Annotated in this window: 17 protein-coding genes; 9 read left to right on the top strand and 8 right to left on the bottom strand. The window is 63.5% G+C overall.

Annotated elements, in window-relative coordinates; genetic code table 11:
• Positions 1-132: 132 nt before the first annotated feature.
• Positions 133-1,860 (bottom strand): HAMP domain-containing methyl-accepting chemotaxis protein, encoded by a 1,728-nt coding sequence (locus tag QX034_RS23780; protein ID WP_315807333.1) that lies wholly within the window; start codon positions 1,858-1,860, stop codon positions 133-135.
• Positions 1,861-2,178: 318 nt separating this feature from the next.
• Between QX034_RS23780 and QX034_RS23785 the strand changes: the two genes are divergently transcribed.
• From QX034_RS23785 to QX034_RS23800, 4 genes are all read left to right on the top strand, one after another.
• Positions 2,179-3,561, top strand: a complete 1,383-nt coding sequence (locus QX034_RS23785; protein ID WP_316195867.1) for an ethanolamine ammonia-lyase subunit EutB — start codon at positions 2,179-2,181, stop codon at positions 3,559-3,561.
• 179 nt (positions 3,562-3,740) lie between these two features.
• Complete coding sequence (locus QX034_RS23790) at positions 3,741-5,327, top strand: B12-binding domain-containing radical SAM protein (RefSeq protein WP_315706202.1); 1,587 nt, start codon at positions 3,741-3,743, stop codon at positions 5,325-5,327.
• A gap of 7 nt (positions 5,328-5,334) precedes the next feature.
• Positions 5,335-6,165: an ethanolamine ammonia-lyase subunit EutC gene (eutC, locus tag QX034_RS23795; RefSeq protein ID WP_315706201.1), complete on the top strand. Its 831-nt coding sequence runs from the start codon at positions 5,335-5,337 to the stop codon at positions 6,163-6,165.
• 243 nt (positions 6,166-6,408) lie between these two features.
• On the top strand, positions 6,409-8,766 hold the full coding sequence (locus tag QX034_RS23800; RefSeq protein ID WP_315706200.1) for an efflux RND transporter permease subunit: 2,358 nt from the start codon (positions 6,409-6,411) through the stop codon (positions 8,764-8,766).
• 181 nt (positions 8,767-8,947) lie between these two features.
• Here the strand turns inward: QX034_RS23800 and QX034_RS23805 are convergent, their stop codons facing one another.
• Positions 8,948-9,445, bottom strand: coding sequence for a hypothetical protein (locus QX034_RS23805; RefSeq protein WP_315728559.1), 498 nt, complete (start codon positions 9,443-9,445; stop codon positions 8,948-8,950).
• Between the two features lie 426 nt (positions 9,446-9,871).
• Between QX034_RS23805 and QX034_RS23810 the strand changes: the two genes are divergently transcribed.
• The 5 genes from QX034_RS23810 (at position 9,872) to QX034_RS23830 (ending at position 14,354) form a co-directional block, all read left to right on the top strand.
• Positions 9,872-10,114 carry a hypothetical protein gene (locus QX034_RS23810; protein WP_315706198.1) on the top strand — a complete coding sequence of 81 codons (243 nt, stop codon included), beginning with the start codon at positions 9,872-9,874 and terminating at the stop codon, positions 10,112-10,114.
• Positions 10,115-10,301: 187 nt separating this feature from the next.
• Positions 10,302-11,180 (top strand): squalene synthase HpnC, encoded by an 879-nt coding sequence (hpnC, locus tag QX034_RS23815; protein WP_315706197.1) that lies wholly within the window; start codon positions 10,302-10,304, stop codon positions 11,178-11,180.
• Positions 11,177-12,016: a presqualene diphosphate synthase HpnD gene (hpnD, locus tag QX034_RS23820; RefSeq protein WP_315706196.1), complete on the top strand. Its 840-nt coding sequence runs from the start codon at positions 11,177-11,179 to the stop codon at positions 12,014-12,016. The genes hpnC and hpnD overlap by 4 nt, the downstream gene beginning before the upstream one ends.
• The gene (gene hpnE / locus QX034_RS23825) at positions 12,016-13,278 is read left to right on the top strand and encodes a hydroxysqualene dehydroxylase HpnE (protein WP_315706195.1); all 1,263 of its coding nucleotides are present in this window, start codon (positions 12,016-12,018) and stop codon (positions 13,276-13,278) included. The genes hpnD and hpnE overlap by 1 nt, the downstream gene beginning before the upstream one ends.
• 311 nt (positions 13,279-13,589) lie before the next feature.
• The gene (locus QX034_RS23830) at positions 13,590-14,354 is read left to right on the top strand and encodes a phosphorylase (RefSeq protein WP_315706194.1); all 765 of its coding nucleotides are present in this window, start codon (positions 13,590-13,592) and stop codon (positions 14,352-14,354) included.
• Positions 14,355-14,382: 28 nt separating this feature from the next.
• Here the strand turns inward: QX034_RS23830 and QX034_RS23835 are convergent, their stop codons facing one another.
• The 6 genes from QX034_RS23835 to modA form a co-directional block, all read right to left on the bottom strand.
• A complete protein-coding gene (locus tag QX034_RS23835; protein WP_316195869.1) occupies positions 14,383-14,931 on the bottom strand; it encodes a TonB family protein in 549 nt (182 codons plus the stop codon).
• A 216-nt stretch (positions 14,932-15,147) separates the two neighbouring features.
• Positions 15,148-15,531: a biopolymer transporter ExbD gene (locus tag QX034_RS23840; RefSeq protein ID WP_315706192.1), complete on the bottom strand. Its 384-nt coding sequence runs from the start codon at positions 15,529-15,531 to the stop codon at positions 15,148-15,150.
• The gene (exbB, locus tag QX034_RS23845) at positions 15,524-15,952 is read right to left on the bottom strand and encodes a TonB-system energizer ExbB (RefSeq protein WP_316195870.1); all 429 of its coding nucleotides are present in this window, start codon (positions 15,950-15,952) and stop codon (positions 15,524-15,526) included. The genes QX034_RS23840 and exbB overlap by 8 nt, the downstream gene beginning before the upstream one ends.
• 30 nt (positions 15,953-15,982) lie before the next feature.
• The gene (locus QX034_RS23850) at positions 15,983-17,707 is read right to left on the bottom strand and encodes a ShlB/FhaC/HecB family hemolysin secretion/activation protein (protein WP_316195871.1); all 1,725 of its coding nucleotides are present in this window, start codon (positions 17,705-17,707) and stop codon (positions 15,983-15,985) included.
• A 56-nt stretch (positions 17,708-17,763) separates the two neighbouring features.
• Complete coding sequence (locus QX034_RS23855) at positions 17,764-21,135, bottom strand: beta strand repeat-containing protein (protein ID WP_315706189.1); 3,372 nt, start codon at positions 21,133-21,135, stop codon at positions 17,764-17,766.
• A gap of 242 nt (positions 21,136-21,377) precedes the next feature.
• Positions 21,378-22,238: a molybdate ABC transporter substrate-binding protein gene (gene modA / locus QX034_RS23860; RefSeq protein ID WP_315706188.1), complete on the bottom strand. Its 861-nt coding sequence runs from the start codon at positions 22,236-22,238 to the stop codon at positions 21,378-21,380.
• Between the last annotated feature and the right edge of the window lie 369 nt (positions 22,239-22,607).

Below are 22,607 nucleotides of genomic sequence, written 5' to 3' on the forward strand. Positions count from 1 at the left end.
TAGCAGCTCGAACTCCGGTGGTCATCGTCCTGGCGCGCCTGGTTCCATCTGCCCAGAACGCGTGAATGCGTGGGTTGGATCACCGAAGCCGGGATTTTGTCGGGCCTCGGTCGGGCACCCAGGCCAGGGGGTCTAGCTGGCCTTGCGGACGTCCTGCGGACCGGACCGGAGGTTCTGGAAGAACTTCTCCACCTCGCGTGCCAGGCTTTCGGCGGTGGCGTCGAGGTCGCCGGACGCGGTCAGTACCGAGACCGCGGCGCTGCTGGTCTCGCCGATCGCATCGCGCAGCGAACCGATATTGACGACGAGGGTCTGGTTTCCTTGCGCGGTCGACTGTGCATTGACCGAAATCTCGCGCGTGGCGGTGTCCTGCTGCGCCACCGCATTGGCGATGTTGGACGTGATCTCGTTGATGCCGCGCACGGCGTGACCGATCTCGCGCACGGCGTCGACGGCGGTCTTGGTCGAGGTCTGGATCTGGCCGATATTGGCGCTGATTTCCTCGGTGGCCTTGGCGGTCTGGCCGGCCAGCGCCTTCACCTCGTGGGCGACGACGGCAAAGCCGCGCCCGGCCTCGCCGGCCCGCGCCGCCTCGATGGTTGCATTCAGCGCCAAGAGATTGGTCTGCTCGGCGATGGTCTGGATCAGGGTCAGGACGCCATCGATGCGCTGGGTCGCGGCGGCGAGCCCCTCGATCTCCGAGATCGACCGCTCGGTGCGCTGGCCGGTCTGCTCGACCGCACTGGCAGACTGCCGGATCTGCCGTCCGATCTCCTCGACCGAGGCCGACAGCTCTTCGGCAGCGCTGGCAACGGCCGAGACGTTGCTGGAGGCTTGCGTGGTGGCGCCAGCGGCCGCTGCCGCGCGCTCATTGGCATTGGTGGTGAGCTGGTTGATGGTCTCGGCGGTGCGGCGCATCGCAGCCGCGTTCTGGTTGACCGTCTGCATCACGGTGCCGATCGCCTGCCTGAACTCCTCCACTGCCTGCTCGATGTGACGGGCACGGGCCTCGCGAATCTTGGCGTCATCGGAGACTTGCGCGTTGAGGTCGCGGTTGTGCGCCATCGCCTCCTGGAACACGCGGATCGCGCGGGCGAGCTCGCCGATCTCGTCGGCGCGCTCGGCGTGCGGCACGACGATGTTCTTTGCCCCGGTTGCAACCTGACGGATCGTGGTGGTGATCACCGACAGCGGCTTGGCAATCGAGCGTGCGATGATGACGACGCCGGCCACGACCAGCAGCATGGCGAGCCCGCCGAGGCCGGTCAGCAGCAGGGAGAATTTCCGATTGGTCTCGGTGTCGTCGGCGATGCGGCGGCCGCGTTCGGCATAGACCTTGGAGAGCGCCTCGAGATCCTTGTTCAGCGCGGAACGCACCGAACGATTGGCGTCGTTGTCGCCCCATTCGCGACCTGCCGCCGGGCTGATCTCGTTGGCACGGCGCACCAGCTCCTTGCGGAACTCCACGAACTGCTCGATGCGCTTCTTGAAGGTGGCGAACTGCTCGGCGTCATCTGTCTGAACGATCGCCTCCCATTTGCCGACGACGTCGAGAATTTCCTTGTTGAACTTCAGCAGACCCTCGCCGTACTTGCGGACCACGGCAGGGTCGGTCGACATGTAGACGCCGCGCGATTCCATCACCACGGCATAGACCAGCGAATTCACGCGCTCGACATTGAGCGCGGCGAGATTGGCGGTCTGGATCGCGTGCGTCAGTTCGCCGGCGCGGCGCGAATTGTAGTCGGACAGCCAGGTGATCGCGGCAGTGAGCAGTGCAAACAAGGCGAAGATCGCATAGAGCTTCACCGCAAGCGAGTGACGGGGCGGGATTGCTGAGGTCGACGGACTGGACATCATGGGCTCGGTCATGCGGGCTCGCTTCCGGGGCCGGGCAAGCTCGGTCGTCAAGACCTTATGCATCGGTGGTCATGGACAAAGCGTTAAGGTGAGTGCTCCACTACCATGCAACCATAAGATCTTTTTGGAAGCAGTTTCAGTCGCTTCGGCGGGGCGCGAAGGCGTAGGGATGAGCCCCGGCCTGGCCTGTTCGGAAAGCCGGCAATGCAGCTTGTGGAGGCCGCCATCGCATCGCATCGCTGCGCTGCGGTCATGACCAGATGATAGGCTGCGGCCTTGATCCGTCGCGCGACGCCTTTCGAAGATGGATGAGAACCCATGGTCTATCGCCACGTCATCGCCTCCACGGTCCATGTCTTCGACGATCTTCGCGATCTGTTGGCCAAGGCGACGCCGCCGCGTTCCGGCGACCGGCTCGCCGGCGTCGCGGCCGATAGCGCCGAACAGATGATCGCGGCGCGGATGGCGCTGGCAGACTTACCGCTCGCGCAATTTCTGCAGGAGCAGGTGATCCCTTACGAGCGCGACGAAGTGACCCGGCTGATCGTCGATTGTCATGATGCGACGGCGTTCGCGCCGCTGGCGTCGATGACGGTCGGCAGCTTTCGCGACTTCCTGCTCTCGGACGCCGCGACATCGGAGACGCTGGCGCGGCTTGCGCCCGGCATCACGCCGGAAATGGCGGCGGCGGTGTCCAAGTTGATGCGAAACCAGGATCTGATCCTGGCCGCGAAGAAGTGCCGGGTGACCACCGCCTTCCGCAACACCATCGGTCTGGCGGGTCGCATGAGCGTGAGGCTGCAGCCCAACCATCCATTCGACGATGCCAAGGGCATCACGGCCTCGATCGTCGACGGCCTCGTGCTGGGGGCGGGCGACGCCTGCATCGGCATCAATCCGGCCAGCGACGATCCCGCCGTGATCGGCGGTCTGCTGCGCCTGCTGGACGAGATCATCGCGCGCGGCGCGATTCCGACCCAGGCGTGCGTGCTCACGCATGTGACCACGACCTTGCGGCTGATCGAGCAGGGCATGCCTGTCGATCTGGTATTCCAGTCGATCGCCGGCACGGAAGCTGCGAATGCGAGCTTCGGCGTCAGTCTCGCGCTGCTGCGCGAGGGGCTGGATGCGGCGCACGCGCTGCGCCGCGGCACGGTCGGTGACAACGCGATGTATTTCGAGACCGGGCAGGGCTCGGCGCTGTCGGCCAATGGACATCACGGCGTCGACCAGCAGACCTGCGAGGCGCGGGCTTATGCAGTTGCACGCGCCTATCAGCCGCTGCTCGTTAACAGCGTGGTCGGCTTCATCGGGCCGGAATATCTCTATGACGGCAAGGAGATCATCCGCGCGGGGCTGGAGGACCATTTCTGCGGCAAACTGCTCGGCCTGCCGCTCGGCGTCGACATCTGCTACACCAACCATGCTGAGGCCGATCAGGACGACATGGACGTGCTCCTGACCTTGCTCGCGGCCGCTGGCGTCACGTTCATCATGGGGGTTCCCGGCGCCGATGACGTGATGCTGAACTACCAATCGACCTCGTTCCAGGACGCGCTCTATGTGCGCGATTTGTTCGGCCTCAAGCGCGCCCCTGAGTTCGAGGAATGGCTGGTGCGGGTCGGCCTCTGCGACGGCAACGGCCGGCCTGCCGCGGGCAACGGCCTGTTGCCTGATTTCGCCGCGCGCCTGATCACCTGATCCGCGGGGGGCAGGTCTTAGTTCCGAACGGCAATGAACATAGGCTATTCGTCGTGCGTCAAAGCGTCGCCGAGCCGCTGTCGAATCTCCCGCAATTCAAATCTCAAGGAAGTGGTGGCGCGTCGGGCGTGACGGCCTTATGCTGGCGTTGCTTTGCATGATGTCGCAAGGGACGATCGATGAGATTCGAATGCATCGAGACCGTACGTCGCATTCTTTGCGTGTTCCCGCGCTATACGTCCTCATTCGGCACATTCGAATACGCCTATCCACTCACCGACGGTGTGCAGGCCTTCATGCCCCCGCAGGGGCTGCTCCTGATCGCGGCCTATCTGCCGAGAGAATGGCAAGTCCGTTTCATCGATGAGAACATCCAGCCCACGAGCAGGGATGATTTCGAATGGGCGGACGTCGTGTTCGTCAGCGGCATGCATATTCAACGGCAGCAGATCAACGATGTCTGCAGCCGTGCCCACGATTTCAATCTGCCGGTCGCGCTCGGCGGGCCCTCGGTGAGCGCCTGTCCGGATTATTATCCCGATTTCGACTATCTGCATGTCGGCGAACTCGGCGACGCGACGGACGAACTGATCAGACTGTTGTCGCACGACGTGTCGCGGCCGGCGCAACAGGTCGTGCTGCAGACCAAAGAGCGCGTGGCCATGACCGATTTCCCGGTCCCTGCCTACGAGCTTGCCGAGGTGACGAAATATTTCCTCGGTAGCATCCAATATTCCAGCGGGTGCCCATACCAGTGCGAGTTCTGCGACATCCCGGGCCTTTACGGCCGCAATCCCCGCATCAAGACGCCGCAACAGATCATCGCCGAGCTCGACAAGCTCAGGGAGTGTGGTGTCACCGGCTCTGTCTATTTCGTCGACGATAATTTCATCGGCAACCGCAAGGCGACGTTGGAGCTGCTGCCGCATCTGATCGAGTGGCAGAAGCGCACGGGTTATGTGATGCGGCTCGCCTGCGAGGCCACGCTCAACATCGCCAAGCGACCCGAGATCCTGGAGAAGATGAAGGAGGCTTATTTCATCACCATCTTCTGCGGCATCGAGACGCCTGATCCCGACGCGCTGACGGCGATGCAGAAGGACCACAACATGATGGTCCCGATCATGGAGGGCATCAAGACCATCAACAGCTACGGCATGGAGGTGGTGTCCGGGATCATCATGGGATTGGACACCGACACGCCGCAAACTACGGACGCGCTGTTGCAGTTCATCGGGCAATCGCAGATCCCGCTGCTCACGATCAACCTCTTGCAGGCGCTGCCGAAGACACCGCTGTGGGACCGCCTGGAGCGTGAAGGCCGTCTGGTTCACGACGACGGCCGCGATTCCAATGTCAAATTCCTGATGCCCTATGAGCAGGTGCTCGACTCCTGGCGCCGCTGCATGGAGGAGGCCTACGAGCCGGAAAAACTGTTCGCACGTTTCCAGTATCAATGCGATCACACCTATGCCAACCGGATCAAAGTCCCGGTCAGCGACGAGATGAAGAGCTGGCCGAACGTCAGGCGCGGCCTCATCATGATCGCAAAGATCGTTTGGAAGGTCGGCGTGCTCGGCGACTATAGGCGGCCGTTCTGGAAGTTCGCTCTCGGCCAGCTCAAGCGCGGCGAGATCGAGAATTTCATCGCGGTGTCGCTGATTTCCCATCATTTGATCATGTTCGCGCGCGCCGCCTCCCGCGGTCACCAGAACGCCTCGAACTACTCGCTTCGGCTACGCGAGGCCGCCGTTCCCGCCGAATGAGCCGCCGGTGAAAGACACACCCGCATCATCGACGTCGGACGGGCCGGAACCGGTCGCCCAGGCCCCTAAGGCAGCATCGGTCAAGCCGCTCTCCTTGGCGGATCTGCGTCACCTGACGCCGGCACGCCTTGCGCTGGGACGCGCCGGCGCCAGCCTGCCGACCCGGCCCTTGCTCGCGTTCACGCTCGATCACGCGCGCGCTCGCGATGCGGTGCATGCGCACTTCGATGCTGCTGCGGTTGCTGAAGATCTGGCGCAGCTCGATCTGACCGCGTTCACCGTTGCAAGCCGTGCCGCGAACCGCAGGGATTATCTCAGCCGCCCTGATCTCGGCCGCCGGCTCGATCCTGCTTCGGCTCAGGCGCTTTCAAGTCAAGCCCTGACCGGGGGACGAGCAGGGGATGTCGTGATCGTGATCGGCGACGGGCTGTCCCCGAAAGCGGTCCAGGGGCACGCCGTCGCCCTGATCCGGGCGCTGGCGCCCCGGCTGGCTGCCGCCAAGCTCACGCTCGGGCCGATCGTGATCGCCACGGGCGCGCGCGTCGCGCTGGGCGATGAAATTGGCGAGCTGCTGGGGGCGCGGCTGGTCGCGATGCTAATCGGCGAGCGGCCGGGCCTGTCGGCGCCGGACAGTCTCGGTGCGTACATCACCTTCGCCCCTCGAATCGGCCGCAGCGACGCCGAGCGGAACTGCGTCTCCAACATCCATCGCGCCGGGCTCAGCTATGACGAGGCTGCAGCCAAGATCGCCTGGCTGATCCGCGAGGGCTTGGCACGCCAGCTGACCGGCATTGCATTGAAGGACGAGAGCGACGGTACGCCGCAACTATCGGCTTAAATCCGCAGTGGCCGAATCGCGACGTAGGCGGAAATTATGGCCTCTCTCCGACTTGTGTCGCGGTGTGCGCTTGCGAGCAGCGCGAGAGACCTGCTAAACGGGCCGAAGAATTTTCGTATGTTTTCAAGGGTTAAGATCGGCTTCGGGCCATAATGCGGCCAATCATTCTGCGCTGAGCGGCCCTATTTTCGCCCTCTCTGCTCAGGCTTGAGCCAGGACCGAGCTTCAACGACTGGACAGGGCATGCTCGAAGTCAGACGCGACAATGAAGTCCATGTCGAAAAGGTCGAGACGCGGCCGCTTGGCAGCATCGCCTTCGGCCTGGAGCGGATTGGCTTGCTCGCGGTCAAGGCGCCGGTCATCTCCTGCATCGTGCTCTTGGTCCTGATCGTCGGCGCCGTGTTCGGCATCCACCGAATCAAGATCGATGATTCGCTCAGCCAGTTGTTCCGGTCCGACACCCAGGAATTCCACCAGTACGAAGAGGTGACGAAGAAATTCCCGGCGGAGGAGTTCGACGTCCTGGTCGTGGTCGAAGGCAAGAACCTGCTGTCGCGCGACAATCTGCAGAAGCTGCGCGACTTCGTCACCGACCTGCAATTGGTCGATGGCACGCGCGGCCTTGTCTCGCTGTTCTCGGCCCGCCAGGCGCCGGCGCCCGGCAAGCTGCCGGCAGCGCTGTTTCCCTCCGACCTTCCTGAAGGGGAGGCCTACGACAAGTTCATCGAGACGGTGAAGTCCAACGAGATCATCCGCGGCAAGCTGCTCTCCGAGGACGGTACGCTCGCGCTGGTCGTGCTGTCGCTCGATCCCAAGGTGGTTGCCAGCAGCGAACTTGGCAAGGTCGTCGGCGACATCCGCAAGCTGATGACGGAGGATCTGGCCGATACCGGCCTCAATGCGGATCTCTCCGGCGTTCCGGTCATGCAGCTGGAAATCCGCAACGCGGTCGAGCGCGACGGGCTCACCTACAACGTGCTCGGGATCCTCGCCGGCTGCATCATCGCGATCATCTTCTTCCGCAAGATTTCCTTCATGATCGTGGCGGCGTTTCCGCCGCTGATCGCGATTCTGCTGGCGCTCGGCGCGCTCGGCTGGGCCGGTTTCAATCTCAACATGTTCCTGAACGTGATGACGCCGCTCATCATGGTGATCAGCTTCTCCGATTCGATGCAGCTGACTTTCGCGGCGCGCGACCGGCTGATCGCGGGGCAGGACAAATATACCGCGTTCAAGAATGCGGTCCTGGTCGTCGGCCCGGCCTGCGTGCTGACCCATGCGACGGCCGGCATTTCCTTCATCGCGCTGCAATTCTCCGATTCCGACCTGATCCGGAAATTCGGCGAGGCGGGGCTCGCCGCGACGATCATCGCGCTGCTCGCGGTGTTGTCGCTGGTGCCGGTGTTCGGCGTGCTGCTGGTCCGCAATGAGCGGATCTTTGCCGTCAAGTTCCAGAGCGCGGACGCCGGCGTGCAGGGGCTGCGCAATTTCTGCTACTGGATCGCGGTCCGCATGGTCGGCCGGCCGGGGCTGTTCAGCTTGATCGCGGTGCTGTTCGTAGGTTCGCTCGCCGTGATCTATGCCAATCTCCAGCCGCGCTATCGGCTGGCCGACCAGGTGCCGGACAAGCGGCAGGCGGTCGCCGCGAGCAACCGGCTCGACGCAAAGCTGACCGGCGCCAATCCCGTCAACGTGCTGATCCAGTTTCCGAAGGGCGCTTCGCTCTATGCGCCGGAGACATTGCAGACGATCGCCGACGTCCACGCCACCGTGGAGAAGGCGGCCGGGGTCGGCAATGTGTGGTCGGTCGAGACGCTGCGACGCTGGCTCGCCGAGAAGGCGGGAAGCGACGACGTCGCGACGCTCAAGGAATATGTCAACCTGATCCCCGAGCATCTGGTACGCCGTTTCATCGACGCCCAGCAGGATGCGGTCGTGGTGGCGGGCCGGGTGCCCGACCTTGACTCCAGTCAGCTCCTGCCCGTGGTCGATAAGCTCGACCATGAGCTCGACGCGGTCAGGAAGAAGCATCCGGGTTACGAGGTCGCAGTCACCGGGCTGGCTGCGATTGCCGCACGCAACTCCGCCAGCATGATCGAGAAGCTCAACCATGGCCTGACCATCGAGTTCGCGCTGGTGGCGATGTTCATCGGGCTTGCCTTCCGCTCCTGGGTGGTGATGCTCGCCTGCATCCTGCCCGGCATCTTCCCGGTGGTGATGTCCGGTACCCTGCTGTGGGCGATGGGGGAGGGCCTGCAGTTCGCCAGCGTCGTGGCCTTGACCGTGTCGTTCGGCCTCGGGCTGTCGGCGACCATCCATTTCCTCAACCGCCTCCGGCTGGAGGGCAGGCCGGATGTCAGCGCGGCGGTCGCGGTAGAACGCGCCACCGTGCTGGTCGGACCCGCGCTGATCCTGACCACGGTGGTGCTGGCCTGCGGCTTGGTCGTGACGGTGTTTTCCGATCTGCCCTCGCTGCGCCTGTTCGGCTGGCTCAGCGCCTTCTCGATGGTCGCGGCACTGTTCGCCGACCTCTTCATCCTGCGCCCGACGGCGATGTTCCTGATCAACATCGCGCAGAAGTTCGGACGCAAGGCAGTGTGATCGCGGCCGCTCGAATGACGGGGCCGATGGGGGATATCGGCGGCGTACGCCCGCGCAGATGTGACAGGTTGAACGAAGCGCTTGGCCGCAGGCGTTGAGCAAACCACCGCTAAAAACGAACGGCCCTGACGAGGTCAGGGCCGTTGGCGAATTCGGATGTGTCGGATCGCGTCCGGGACCATCAGGTCTTCGACATCGTGATATTGACGCCGCGGATTTCGCCCTTCGAGCTGATGCTCACGGTCTGCTTGTTGCCGCTCGTCCGCAGCGACAGGCTGGCGGCAAAGCCGGCGGCCTGCACGAACACCTCGATCTGGCCGCGGCCGGCGGTGCCCTGCAATTCGCCGTTCAAGTTGCGGCTGGCCTCGCTCCAGTTGCCGGAAATGCGGTCGCCCTCGCTGGTCACGTCGCTCGACAGGATGAACTTGTAGCTGTCGCTGGCGCATTGCAGGCTCTGCTTGAGGGTCACGCCGGCCACTCGGTAGTTGGCCTTGCAGCGGATACGCTCGGTGGTCCCATCCGACAGCGCGACCGTCCCGGTGCCCGACCAGTTGCCGTCGAAGCCGGCAAACGGGCCGCCGGATTGGGCGTAGCTTGCGGACACGGACAGCATCAACGCAGCGGACAGACCTGCGGCCTTGATCACGCGTCCAGAGAGACTTGAGCCAAACAGTTTCATATCGAGTTTCCCATCCAAATTGACGCTCTTCCGCAAGACACGTCTCGCCGCATCGACCACTTAGTGTCTCCGCACCCAGTGAGGTTCAAATGACGGACGAGCGGCGCGGTTCGAAGGCTGCGGTTGGCGAAGCCGCAAACCGCTCCTCGTGGTTTCGGCGGCGGCGCATCTAACGGTGTGCGCGGCATGCATGCAACAGCCAAATGCGAAAAACCGCGACTGTAAAATAATGCCCTAGTATCAAAAGCTTGTTTATGCGAAATGATCGACCCCGAGCCGGTTCGGTTCGGAACTTTTGGACGCAAATCTGGCCGCATTTGGCAGCGTTTCGGGCGCTGGGAGGGCGTGCGGCTCTTGCAAACCGAACGGTCGTTTCCTGACGCCATCGGTCGTCGGGAATGTCCGGCTGTCGAATGAAGGAACAAGATGCGTAAGATCTTTCTTGCACTTTCCCTGCTGTCGCTCTCCGTCTCCACCGGTGCTTACGCACAGCAGGCCGCTGGGCGCAGCGGTACTCCCGAGGAACAGGCGGCTTGTACGCGTGACGTGCAGAAATACTGCCGGCCCGTGATGGATCAGGGCGATTTCACCGTCTTGGCCTGCCTGAAGGAGAATCGCACCAAGATCAGCCAGGCTTGCGATCAAGTCCTGAAGACCCACAACCAATAAGCCCTCGTCTTCCGAAGTTGGGTTAACGGCCCGCCCGCACCGTTTGAGGCGCCGGCGGGCCGGATTGTGCAGTTTGCATTGGTTTTGGCTGCATCTTCGCCTATATGAGACCGGCAATCCTTCGCGATCGGCGAGGGACGGGCATTGTTCGCCACTGCGCCTGTCAACCTGATAGTTTGTTTTCCCTATGACCACCGCGAGCGATTTGCGATCCGGCAAGACACACCGGGACGAGAACTTTCCAGTGGCCTCCTGGATCATCCGCCCAGAGCACCGGCCGCTGATCCTCTCCTTTTACAACTTCGTCCGAACCGCAGACGACATCGCCGACCATCCGACGCTCGCGGCCGATGAGAAACTGCGGCTGCTCGATCTGCTCGAGGCCGAACTGACCGGCACGGGCGACACGCAGGACGTCGCGGTCAATTTGCGTCGCGCCTTCGCCGAACGGGCGATGTCGCCGCGCCATGCGCTCGATCTGTTGGCCGCCTTTCGCATGGACGTGACCAAGCTGCGCTACGAAAACTGGGACGAACTCATTCACTACTGCCGTTATTCCGCCATGCCGGTCGGGCGCTTCCTGCTCGATGTCCACGGCGAGAGCACCGCGACCTGGCCGGCCTCGGACGCGATCTGCGCGGGCTTGCAGATCAACAACCATCTTCAGGACTGCGGCAAGGATTATAGGGCGCTCAACCGCATCTATCTTCCGCAAGACGTGCTGGCCGACCATGGCGCCACCGTCGAGATGCTGGGCGAGCCGAAGGCGCCGGCGCCGCTGCTCGCCTGTCTGCACAAGCTTGCCGAACGCAATGAAGCGCTGCTCGACGAGGGCAGGGATTTGAACAGCGGCGTGAAGGATTTCCGGCTCGGGCTCGAGATCGCCCTGATTCAGGCCTTTGCGGATCGTATCGTGCGCATGTTGAAGGAGCGCGACCCCTTGAGCGAACGCGTCCATCTCAGCCCGCTCGAACTACTTGGCTGCAGCGTCGGCGCCGTCACCGGCGAAATCGGCCGTCGCCTGGCCGGACGTCATCCGGCCTCGAAAACGGCGGCCGGCGCATGACGTTCGAAGCCACCGCCGAGACTCCCGATTACGAGGCTGCCGCGTCCGGCAGCTCGTTCTACGCGGCCATGCGGATCCTGCCGCGCGCGCAGCGCGAGGCGATGCTGCAGATCTACAGCTTCTGCCGCCAGGTCGACGACATCGCCGACTCCGAGGGGCCACGCGACGAGCGGCTCGCCGCCCTGCAGCGCTGGCGGGAGGATATCGACGCATTGTATCAGGGCCATCCGCCGGCGCGGCTGCGCGATTACGTCCGCACGGTCAAGACGTTCGGCCTGAAGCGCGAGGACTTCCTTGCGGTCATCGACGGCATGGAGATGGATGTGCCGCAGGACATCCGCGCGCCCGATTTCGCGACCCTCGATCTCTATTGCGATCGGGTGGCGAGCGCCGTCGGACGCCTCTCTGTTCGTGTGTTCGGCATGCCGGAGCAGGACGGCATTCTGCTTGCGCATCATCTCGGCCGCGCGCTGCAGTTCACCAACATCCTGCGCGATATCGACGAGGACGCGCAGCTCGGAAGGCTTTATCTGCCGCGCGAAGCGCTCCTGCATGCCGGCATCACCGGCGACGATCCGGCCAAGGTGACCGCAGAGCGCGCCTTGCCGAAGGTCTGCAACTCGCTCGCCGTTCACGCCAAGGCACATTTCGAAAAATCCGACGAGATCATGCAGCGCAATCGCCGCCGGGCGGTGCGCGCGCCGCGGATCATGTCCAAATACTATCGTGCCGTGCTCGATCTGCTGCTCGCGCGCGGCTTCAATGCCCCTCGCGAGCCGGTGCATGTGAGCAAGCTCACCAAGCTCGGCATCATCCTCCGTTACGCCCTCATCTGATGCAGAAAACCGCTCACATCATCGGTGCCGGGATCTCCGGTCTTTCGGCCGGCGTGCGGCTCGCCAATGCCGGCTATGTCGTGCATGTCCACGAGGCGACGCAGCAGATCGGCGGTCGCTGCCGCTCCTATTATGATGCCGCGACCGATCTGGTGATCGACAACGGCAATCACCTTTTGCTGTCGGCCAACCATCATGCGCTGGCTTACGCGCGCACCATTGGTTCGGAGGCGGGCCTGGTCGGGCCCAAACAGGCGCAATTCGCCTTCGTCGACATCAGGACGGGTCAGCGCTGGCTGCTCGATCTCGGCGATGGCCGGTTGCCGCTGTGGGTGTTCGATGCGAGCCGGCGCGTGCCGGATACGGCCTTGCGCGACTATCTCGCGCTGTCGCCGCTGATTTGGGCCGGCACGAACAAGACGATCGGCAGCACCATTCCCTGCAAGGGCACTTTATACGATCGCCTGGTTCAGCCGCTGCTGCTGGCGGCGCTGAACTGCGACCCGCCGGAAGGCTCGGCCGGACTTGCCGGCGCGATCGTGCGGGAGACCTTGCTCGCCGGCGGGCAGGCATGCCGGCCGCTGATCGCGCGCGACGGTCTCTCCGGCGTGCTGATCGATCCTGCGGTCAAATTCCTGGAAAGCAGAGGCGGCAGCGTGCGCACCGGGCGCGAGCTGCGCAGCTTGGAAACCTCCGGCGGCCGCGTGTCGGGGCTGGCCTTCGGCGGGGGCGAGACCATCGCAGTGGGTCCGAACGATGTGGTCGTGCTGGCAGTGCCGCCGAGGGCGGCGCAGGCGCTGCTGCCGGGCCTGCCGGCGCCGACCAAATTCCGCGCGATCGTCAATGCGCATTTCCGCGTCGACCCGCCGCGCGACGCCGCGCCTATCCTGGGCGTGGTCGGCGGCCTGGTCGAATGGCTGTTTGCTTTTCCGCAGCGGTTGTCGGTGACGATCAGCAATGGCGACCGCCTGGTCGACCAGCCGCGCGAGGAGCTCGCCGCGGCGATCTGGGCCGATATCCGCAAGGCCGCCGGGATTTCGGCCGACCTGCCGGCGCAATTGCCCCCTTGGCAGATCGTCCGCGAGCGGCGGGCCACCTTCGAGGCGACCCCGGAACAGAACGCGCTCCGGCCGGGCCCGAAGACCGCGTTCCAGAATCTGGCGCTTGCCGGTGATTGGACCGATACCGGGTTGCCAGCCACCATCGAAGGCTCGGTGCGCTCCGGGGACCGCGCGGCGGATCTCATGCTGGCGAGCGGTTGAGCTCGGCTACCCTCGGGCCGGTATTGGCGACGCCTGAGTCGATTTTGCGGCTCGGTTCTGCTGGAATGGCATGAATTTTGCTATATAACGGGCCGGGCGCTGATGAAGGCATGCCCTCCATCGCTTTCGCACAGCACGCAGGACCAAATGGCAACACCGGGCAAAAAACGCATGTCGGACGGCCGCACTGCGGCGTAAACGGGGTTTCCTGACGAATTCTTTCTGCGTAATCGTAGGATTTGTGAATGCTTCTCGCTTCGGGTGTCCCCCGCGGCGGAGAAATTGGGACAAGAGATAGCAGGGGTCGGATTGTGAAATTGGGGACGGGGGACAGAACGTCCGCGGATCGCCCGATCGATCCGCGGCCAGTCTTGGTTGTGACTGGCCTGGTACAGGAAGCCCGTATCGCGGCTGGTCCTGGGATGATGGTCATCTGCAGTTCGAGCGATCCGCAGCAATTGCGCTCGCTGCTCACCGTGTTCGACCCGACCTCGATTCGCGGCGTCATCAGCTTCGGCGTGGCTGGCGGACTGGATCCGTCACTGAAGGCCGGCGATATCGTCGTGGCGACGGAGGTCACCGCCGGTGACGCGCGCTGGTTTGCCGGGCTGTCCTTGAGCGAGTCGCATATCGCGCGCGCGGCCCTCGGCCGACGCCGGGTGGTTCGCGGCGTGCTTGCCGGGGCCGAGGAGGTCGTGGTGGCGCAGGCGCGCAAGGCGGCGCTGCGGATGAGCACGGGCGCGGCTGCGGTCGATATGGAGAGCCATATCGCGGCGGCCTATGCCACCGAATACGGCCTGCCTTTCGCGGCGCTGCGCGTGATCTCCGATCCTGCCCACCGCACGCTGCCGTCGCTGGCCAAGGACGCCATCAAGCCGAATGGCGACATCGATCTGCCGCTGATCCTGCGCGGCGTAGCGCGCAATCCCGGCGTGCTGCGGGGCTTGGTCTCGACCGGCATCGAGTTCAATCTTGCTCTGCGGTCGCTGCGCGGTTGCCGCGATTTTCTACTGAACAGCCTCTTGGGGGCTGAGGCATTTGCCGGCACCACGGAGCTTGCTGCCGCCGAGGGCTGAGTTCAGTCCCGGCCTTCGGAGCGGGACGTCAACGCTGGCGCCCGAACTCGACGGCAATGGCGATGGGCATCTCGGCCGGTGCGGGATCGAAAGGCACGCTGGCGCGAATGGTCTTCAGCGCGCTGGTGTCGAGAAGCGGTTGGCCGCTGCTGGCAACGATCTTCAGGGTTTCCGGACGGATATCTCCGCTTGGCAGAACGACGAAGGATACCTTCGCGGTGCCCTGAAGCTTGGCCTTGCGAGCGTCGTCGGGATAGACCAAGTGGGCCTGCACTCTCTTCGACAACCGCGCTCCATATTCGCGGCGCAGAGCGATCTCCGCCTTGCGATCGGGCTGGACGGTATGGGCGACCTGACCCTCCTGAGCACCGGCGATGGTGTTGTCGCTGGTGCCGGCTGATTTTGTGTCGGCCTGCGGCTCCGGCTTCTGTTCCGTCGGTCGAGGCGCGGGCGGCGGCATCGCCGCATCCTGGTCATCGATCGGATGTTGTTCGGCGGCTTCCGAAGCGGGCGTTTGCGCGGGCTTCGTCGGTTCTGGCTTATCCTGCTCGACGGAGCCCTTGATCTCCTGCTGCACGATCGCTTCGGTTTGAGTGTCCGCGACGGCGCCTTGCAATTCGACCACCAGGCTCGACGGTTCGTCCGGTGGTGCGGCCCACGTGGACCAGACGTACGAAGCGGCCGGCGCGGCATGGAGCAGCAGCGAGGCTGCAAGACCATGCCAGATCGTGAACCAGGATCTTCGGCTGGTGTTGTCTGCAGGCATGGCGGTCTTCCTTCCCGGAGAACGCCGCTACCGGGACAGAGTCTGGGTCTGCACGGCGGTCTTGCTGAAGTTGAGCCGCTTGAGAAGGTCGGCGACGTCCACGAAGTTCTGGAACGGCGTGGCGCGATCGGCGCGGATCAGGAACGACGTCTCCGGCGGCAGCGCCTTGATCCGGCTTTCCAGCTCGTCCTTCGTCACCAGCGCGCTGTCGAATGCCAGCGCGCCGGTGGCGGAGATCTCGATGATGATGTCCTTGTGCTTTTCGACCTTGGTCTGCGAAGCCTGAGGCAAGGCGAGCGGAATGCGCCCGGTGGCGATGAAGTTCGCTGTCGTCAGCACCATGGTCAGCAGCACCAGCATGATGTCGACGAAGGGAATGACGTTGAGGGTCTCGAATGGTTTCTCATCCATGGGCGATCTCCCACCGCACGAGCAATACCTTGGTCTTGCGCAGCAGCGCGTTGTAGGAGACCACCGACACCAGGGCGACCACGAGGCCGACCGCGGTGGCCTTCAACGCCAGTGCAAGGCCGACCATGATCTTGCTGGCATCCGCCGAGGCATCGAGTCCCATGTTGTAGAACGTCAGCATGATGCCGAGCACGGTGCCGAGCAGGCCGATATAGGGAGCGTTGGAGGCGACGGAGGCGACGACGATGAGGCGCCGGGTCAGTTCCAGTTCAAGCGCCTTGATATTCGTGAAGCTGTCCAGATCCACGGCGCGGAAGAAGAAGATCCGCTCGAGCACGATGGCGACGACGACGATGCTCAGTGCGATCAGAACCCCGATGATGCCGTAGTCGATTGCGGCCGACAGCCATTGCATCTCCATGTGGATCTTCCCGGAGGTTGAGCGGTTTGGTCAGAAGGTCACGCCGATCTGCACCAGGGCCTTGGTGCCGCGGTCGTAAGTTTGCGCGCCGGCATTCGAGCCATAGCTGTGGGCGACCTGGGCCTTGAGCAGCACCAGCCGCCTCGGCGAATATTCGTAATTCGCGTAATAGCCGAGGCCGACGGCATTGAGTTGGGTGTAGCCCTTCTGCAGCGTCGTGAACGCCGGGTTCTCCAGCCAGACCGCACCGACATCGGTGAACAGGCCGACCGAGTGGCGATAACTCTGAATCTCGGGCAGGGCGTATCTCAGCTCTGGCGTGAACAGATAGCCGCTATCGCCGGCCAATCCCTCGTCATAGGACCGCACGCCGTAATAGCCGGTCAGGCCGAGTTGTTCGCTGGAATCCAGATTGCCGCGCAGGGATTTTTGCGCCCGGACGCTGGTCGCAAGCGACAGCTTGTCCGTGAAGGCCAGCACCGCATTGAGGTTCAGATTGATCTTCGCAAAGTCGCCCGCAGTGTGGACGCCGGCGAGATTCGCCGCCCGTTGCGCCGGATCGGGAAAATCCACCGTGCCTCCGGAGATGGAAAACATCGCACTGGTGATCAGTGGCAGCCCCGCAAGAGCGCCCACGGTGTCGCGGGTGACGCTGAGGAGTCCGACGTCCATGTTGCGGTCGGCGATGGACACGCCGAGGACGTTGTCGTTCAGCTTCTTATGGGTGTATCCGCCTGAGATATAGATGCTCTCGTCGCGTCCGCGCAGCACGGGATAAGTCAGGGCGGCGCTGAACGCGTCGGCAGTGCCGGTCGCGTTGAGGCTCTGATAGATGCTTCCGAGCGTATAGGTGGTACGATAGGCTGCGATCTCGCCGCGCAATCCATTATAGCCAAGCGGAGCAGAATAGGCGATCCGCCCGTTCAAGAGATGTTTGTCGTCCGTCACGATCCCGAACGCCGAGAGCCGGTCGCCGAAGCCGAGCGGCGAGTTCAGGTTGATGCCGCCGGTGAGCCGGTCGCGGCCGGTGTAGGGCGAGCCGAAATTGTCAGCGAGCAGGTAGCCGTCGACGCGCCGCGCTTCCGGCACGCCGAACACGAAATCGGACGTCTCAGGCTGCTGCCCGCGCGCGATCGCAACCCGCGGCATGCCGGCGCCGGGCAGATCGGAGGTCAGCAGCATGGCCCGTTCGAGCTCGTCCTGGTGGATGAACGGCGAGGCGGCCAGCGCCTGATCGATCACGCCGCGCAGGAAATCGTCGCGGACCAGCGACTCGTTCTTCAGGGTGATGGTGCCGTACTTGCCGACGACGATCTTGAACCGCAGCACGCCCTTGCGCGCGTTCTGGGCCGGCACATAGGTCTTGGCGACGAGATAGCCGCTGTTGCGGTAAAGCAGCGTCACCTTGTCGGCGGCCTCGTAGATTTCGGCCAAGGTGAGCCTGCGGTTCTCGTAGGGCGCCAGGATCGCGCGCAACTCGGCCTCTCCCGTCAGCTTCGGGCCGTCGACCTGAATCGAGCGGACCAGCAGCTTTTCGTGGTCGTTGAGCGTGAATGGCGGGTCGACCAGCCGCGGCAGCACAGGCTCGGCATTGGTCTGAGGGGACGGAGCATGCTTGCGGGTTTCGTCCGCCTGCCGCACCGCGTCGCCAATGCCCGGCAACGTCTGTGCTTGTGTCTGCGCCTGCGACGGTTGGGCTGAGATCAGCGTCGTGGAGAGCACGCCACAGCAAACGAGAATTGCGGCTGACTTCATGGACCAACTACCTTTGGAATTTGCTGTGATGAGGACGGCCGGTTCACCAATGGCGGTCATTGGGGCTTCTCAGCCGGAGCGCCTTTCTTGCCGCCGCCCTGCAGGTCGAACCGCTCGCCGTCGACCTCGATGCTGCGGATGGTCGCGCCCAGATCGGAACCGCCATTGCCATTGTTGCCACGGCCGCGGCGTGCAGCTAACGCGCCGGCGACTGCCGCGGTCGTGCGGCGGCGGGCGCGATCGTCGTCGGCCTTGACGCGGTTCCCGATTGTCTTGAGGCTGTCGTCCATCCTCTCGCCGGCCGGAGAGCTCGTTGCCTGCGTGCCGGCCGTGGAAGACGCCGGGTTTGGCGGTGTCGCGGCGGACGTTGCTGCATTGCTCGCCACAGTGTTGGCGGATCGCGAAGCGGCCTGGGCAGTTTGGGCAGCTGCTTCCTTGGCAGCTGCCTCCTTGGCAGCGGCTTCCTTGGCAGCGGCTTCCTTGGCTGCTGCTTCCTTGGCGGCAGCGGCCCTGGCGGCTGCCTCCGCCGCAGCCTGGGCAGCGGCATCTGCTGCGTCCTGCGCTCTGCTGGCAACGGTCGACACGCGCCCAGATCCGGCCGAGTTGGTGACGGTTGTGTTGTCGGACATGCCGACCAGGCTGCCGGTATTTGCACTGTTTGGATCGTTCGACGTGACGTTTCCCGAGGCGTGATCCCCGCTGAACGTGCTACCCTTGCCGCTCGGGAAAGCCACGCCCGTACTTCTGCCAACGAGTCCGCCGACTGCCGATCGCCCGATAACGTTGCCCGTCGCATACGAATCCACGATGGTGACTCCGCCGGTGTCGCCCACCAGGCCGCCGACGGAACTGCTGTCTGGCGCCGTCACATTGCCGGTCGCGTGCGAGCCCGAGATGGTGCTTCCGCCGCCGAGGATGCCGACAAGGCCGCCGATGCCGCAACGGTTGTTCGGACAAGATCCCGCGGCCGCCCCTGTCACGGTAACGTTGCCGCTCGCATAGGAATCGGAGATGGAGGTGGAGCCCGAACTCGTCCCGACCAGTCCGCCGATCCCTGTGCCACCGGAAACTGCGGCGACGACGGTTATGTCGCCAGTGGCGTGTGAACCTGTGATCGTAGCTGAGTTGTAGCCGACAAGACCTCCGACGTTGAGGCTGTTCGTCGCAGAAATGGCAGTGTCCGCGTAGGAGTTGCTGATCGAACCGGATGCGCCTCCAGCGAGCCCGCCGACGGCATTGCCGCCTGTGACGGTGATTTGCGCCACATCGGAGTGGGAGTTCGAGATCGTACCGACGCTATAACCGACCAGTCCTCCGATCCCTACAACGGTCGAACTGACTGCGTTCACGGTCCCTGTTGCGTAGGTGTTGTCCAAAGTGCCGGCATTGGATCCCGCAAGCCCGCCGATGTACTGTTTGCCAGAAACTGCCGCGCTGGTCGCGTGACTATCCTTGACAGTACTGCGTGCAGACGTGGCCCCGACCAGACCGCCGACGGCAGTCGCGGTCCCGGCCACCGTGACACCATCCGCGTAGCTGCTTTGGATCACGCCGCCCGAATTGTTCCAGCCGACCAAGCCGCCCAGATTGCCGCTCCCGGATATATTCGAGACCGCGATGTAAGAATTACTGATCGTCCCACTATTTTTTCCGGCGAGACCGCCCACAGTGCCGGCGGACCCCACAATCGTGGCATTTGTGATGCCGATGTCGTGGACTGCCGCGTTCAATCCGACTACGCCGAACAGGCCGACATTGGAGGTCGCCGCGTTGATGGTCAGGCCCCTGATGGTATGGTTGCCGCCGTCGAAAACGCCTGAGAACGCCGTCGTCAAGTTTCCGATCGGCGTGAAGCCGGCACCGCTGTTCCAGCTTGCCGTTCCGCTCGCGTCCACGTCATTGGCCAGCACGACCGAACTCCCCAACAGGGAGGTCGAGCCGATACCCTGCAGGCCGTAGACGTCGGCGATCTGATACGGGTTGGCGCTGCTGCCATCGCCGCCCAACGCACGAATGAATGTCCCGCCGGCTATCCGGAAGTCAGCCGCGCTGAAGCTTGCCAGGGCCGTGCCGACCTGTCGCCATGTGCCGCTCGCCAGCGTGAAGGTGCCGACATTGACGGCGGCGATCGTGCTGATCTGGCCGGTCGCATTCAATGTCAAGCCGCCGCTGGCGGCCGTGATGGCCGAATTGATGTTGATGCCGTTGGTGGCATTCAGCACGAGGTTTGAGTTGGTCGACCAGCTGATCGTGTCGTTGACGTTGATGTTGCCGTCCGTCCCGTTCCCGCTGGTCGAAGCAATAGTCACCGTTCCGTTGGTGGCGAGCAGGGCTGATAGGGCGGCGCCCGTGGTGTCGCCACCGCTCGATGCGATGGTGTAGCCATCCGGATCGATCAGCCACGTTCCGCTCTTGCCGCTCGGAGCCAGAGTGGTGATGACCGCGTCATCCGCGATCTTCACCTTGTTGCCGCTGGTCTCGATCGCTCCGCCGTCGCCGCCTTTCGGCGCCGAGGCGTCGAGCTTGCCCGAGACTGTGGTGGTGCCGCCGTCGGCGATCAGCTTGATCGAACCGGTTTTGGCGGCGCGCGTCTTGCCCGAGCCGCCCGTGAGGGCGGCCATGGTGCGCGCCTGGATGATGCCGGAATTGTTGACCTGCGCCGACAGCACGCCATCTGCCGCCTTGGCGGTCATGATGACTTGCCCGCCGTCGGCGATGATGGCGCGCTTGTTCTCGACCAGCGCATTCAAGGTGCCGCGGTCGATGGTGACGTCGAGCAGCGAGTTGCCGCCGAAATTGAGGGTGATCTGGCTGCCGGCGGCCATGGCGACGGTGCCGAGCCTTGCGGAAATCACGCCGTCGTTCGCAACCGTGTTGCCGAGCAGCGCGACGTAGCCGCCGCCATGGGCGTGGATGCTGCCCTGGTTGACGACGGACGCCGCCGAATTGCCGGAGAAGGTGTACTTGCCCGCCATGAAATTGGCGTTGGAGATATCGAGCGTCGACGCGACCAAGCCGCCGACATTGACCTGGGCGTTCTTGCCGAACAGAACGCCGGCCGAATTGACGATGAAAACCTGTCCATTGGCATTGAGCGCGCCCGAAATGACACTGGTCTCGTTGCCGATCACCCGGTTGAGGGTGACTGACGAACTGCCTGGCTGGTTGAAGTTGACGGTTTCACCCGTGCCGATTGAGAAGCCTTGCCAGTTGATGATCGCTTTATTGGAGGATTGATTGATGTTGGTGGTGCTTCCGGCCTGGGAGATGCCGGCTGAGCCTTCGACCACTGTGCCGCCGAGGGGAGCGGCGAATGTCGCGCGTTGTCCGATCAATAACGCCGTCACCGCAGTCATGGTGGCGAAACAAACGGGAGGCCGGCGACGCTCTGTCCGGCGGATGCGGACAGTCAGGAACTGATCGAACATCACGGAAACTCACTACTAACGACATGCGCTATATATAAGTAAACATATCGTTAAAGGAGCTGCGGTGGGTAAGTCAATACTCAGTCGGCAACACTGCTCGTCAGATACTGCTGATTTTTTCCGCCGACAGCTGTGTTCATCACAAAGGTACGCGCGCGCATGCGATCATGCCATGATGTGCCTCGAAGACGAGCTACAGCGTTGCCGAAGCAGCGCCGTAGCTCGATGCGGACGGCTGTTTGCTATGGAGTGCTGTAGCAATAGTTCGTCAGGGTGGTGATCATCTGCGACGGCGGCAACGTCGTATAATCGGTCAGATAGGCGACAAAAGCGTCAAGTTCGGTGTTCTGGTCCGTCGTGCGGGTACGCGCAATTCTGATGCCGGCTTGCACGATAGGGTTATAGTTGAAGATGACAGGAGATACGCTGGTATCGGTCGGCGGATAGACCAAGGCGCTGCCCGATGTCGGGTAGCTTCCGTTCTGGCAGATTTGCGACAAAGCCACGAAACCGACAGTCGCAGTCTGGTTCTTCACGGCGGCAAGTGTCGTGTCGATGTTGCTGTACTCGCTGACCAACGGATTGGTCGAAAGCGGCGCTGTCAGGCCGTAGCGACCGGTCAGCACCGTGTTGGCCGCGAGGCCATAGGGAGCCGTGCTCGGATTGGCGATCGCCACGTTGTGATAGGTGCTCGAATTATAGCCACAGCTTCCGCCGCTGCTGCAGGTCACGTTCACATTCGGCGTATTGCTCCAGAACACGAGCGTGCCGACGGCGTAGTTGAATGGGCTGCCGACCACCAGTGATGAATAATTGGTCGCGAGATCCTGGGGATGCGCGGTGTCGGCGGCCAGGAAGAGGTCGACGCCGAGCCCATTGCCGCCCGTGATTTGACTTTCGAGCGTGCCGGTCGCCCCGTTTTGGACGACTGTGACCGTGCTTCCAGGGTTGGCGGTCTGGAAGGCGGCGATGAGATCCGCGATCGCGCTGCTGCCGGCCTGGCCCGAATTGTAGAAATTCGATGCAACCGCGATGTTGATATTGGCTGCCTGTGCCCCGAACGACGATGTCGCCAGCAAAGCCGCGGCGAGGCCGCCTTGCATGACACGCCTTATATTATTGCCTCTGTTCAACGTGATTCCCTTTCATTTCTTTCCATGCGCCCAAGGTCAGTATCAATCCTTGGAGCCACCAACGGTAGACTCAACCCCAGGGTCTACCTAATTAGTTACATATACCGCTATAGTTGCGCTTATATGACGGTAAGCAATGCGGGTGCGGGAGATATCGCTATATCACAGCATATATAATGGGCAGCGCGGTGCCGGCTCGCGTCGTCACGAGCTTGGATAGTGGGTCGGTGAGGCGATGATCGCGTTGGGGGGCGGGCGGCCGTGTTGCTGAGCGCCGGCTACGCTCTGCTGTCGTCGTCAGGGCGATCGAGATGTCCTGGCGGACAGCCTCCTTGGCCT

It is taken from the genome of Bradyrhizobium sp. SZCCHNR3119, assembly GCF_032487775.1.
Taxonomy (GTDB): Bacteria; Pseudomonadota; Alphaproteobacteria; order Rhizobiales; family Xanthobacteraceae; genus Bradyrhizobium.